This window comes from Proteiniclasticum sediminis (assembly GCF_018128025.1).
In the GTDB taxonomy this organism is placed as follows: Bacteria; Bacillota; Clostridia; order Clostridiales; family Clostridiaceae; genus Proteiniclasticum; species Proteiniclasticum sediminis.
Genome location: NZ_JAGSCS010000072.1, coordinates 1 through 626, shown reverse-complemented (window position 1 = coordinate 626; position 626 = coordinate 1). Strand labels below are relative to the sequence as shown.

Below are 626 nucleotides of genomic sequence, written 5' to 3'. Positions count from 1 at the left end.
ACCAGGGGGTAATACTCGCCCTCAGGATCGCAGATGGTGATGTCGTCCTGGGTGATGAGAAAGGCATTGGCGATCTCCCGCTTGGCAGAAAAGGACTTGCCGCTGCCAGGGGTGCCCAGGATCAGACCGTTGGGATTCTTCAGGGCTTTCCGGTCCACCATGATCAGGTTGTTGGACAGTGCATTGAGCCCGTAATAGAGCGGCTCGCCTTCGCGCTGGAACAGCTCCTGGGTGGTGAAAGGCACGAAGATGGCGGTGCTGGAGGTGGTCAGACCTCGCTGGATCTCGATCTGATTGTGACCAAGGGGCAGGGATGAGTTGAGGCCGGATTCCTGCTGGAAGTCCAGCCGAACCAGCTGACAGTTGTATTTCTGGGCAATGCCCTGAGCCTGAAAGATATTGTTGTCCAGCTGCTGTTTGCCGTCGGCGGTATTCATGATCAAAAAGGTCACGAGGAACATGCGCTCATTGTGGCTCTGCAGATCCTGCAACAGCTTTTTGGCTTCACCGCCGTAGGTGGCCAGGTCTGATGGGATGATGTCCATGTCGTAGCCGGACCGGACGGCCTTCTTCTGTTCTTCGATCTTCATCCGGTCCAGATCGGTGATCTTGCGCTTGATGGTCTT

At 56.1% G+C, this 626-nt stretch carries 1 protein-coding gene; it reads right to left on the bottom strand.

Annotated elements, in window-relative coordinates; all coding sequences use genetic code 11:
• The coding region (locus KCG48_RS14580) for a VirB4 family type IV secretion system protein (protein ID WP_408004755.1) at positions 1-626 on the bottom strand (626 nt) is incomplete at both ends.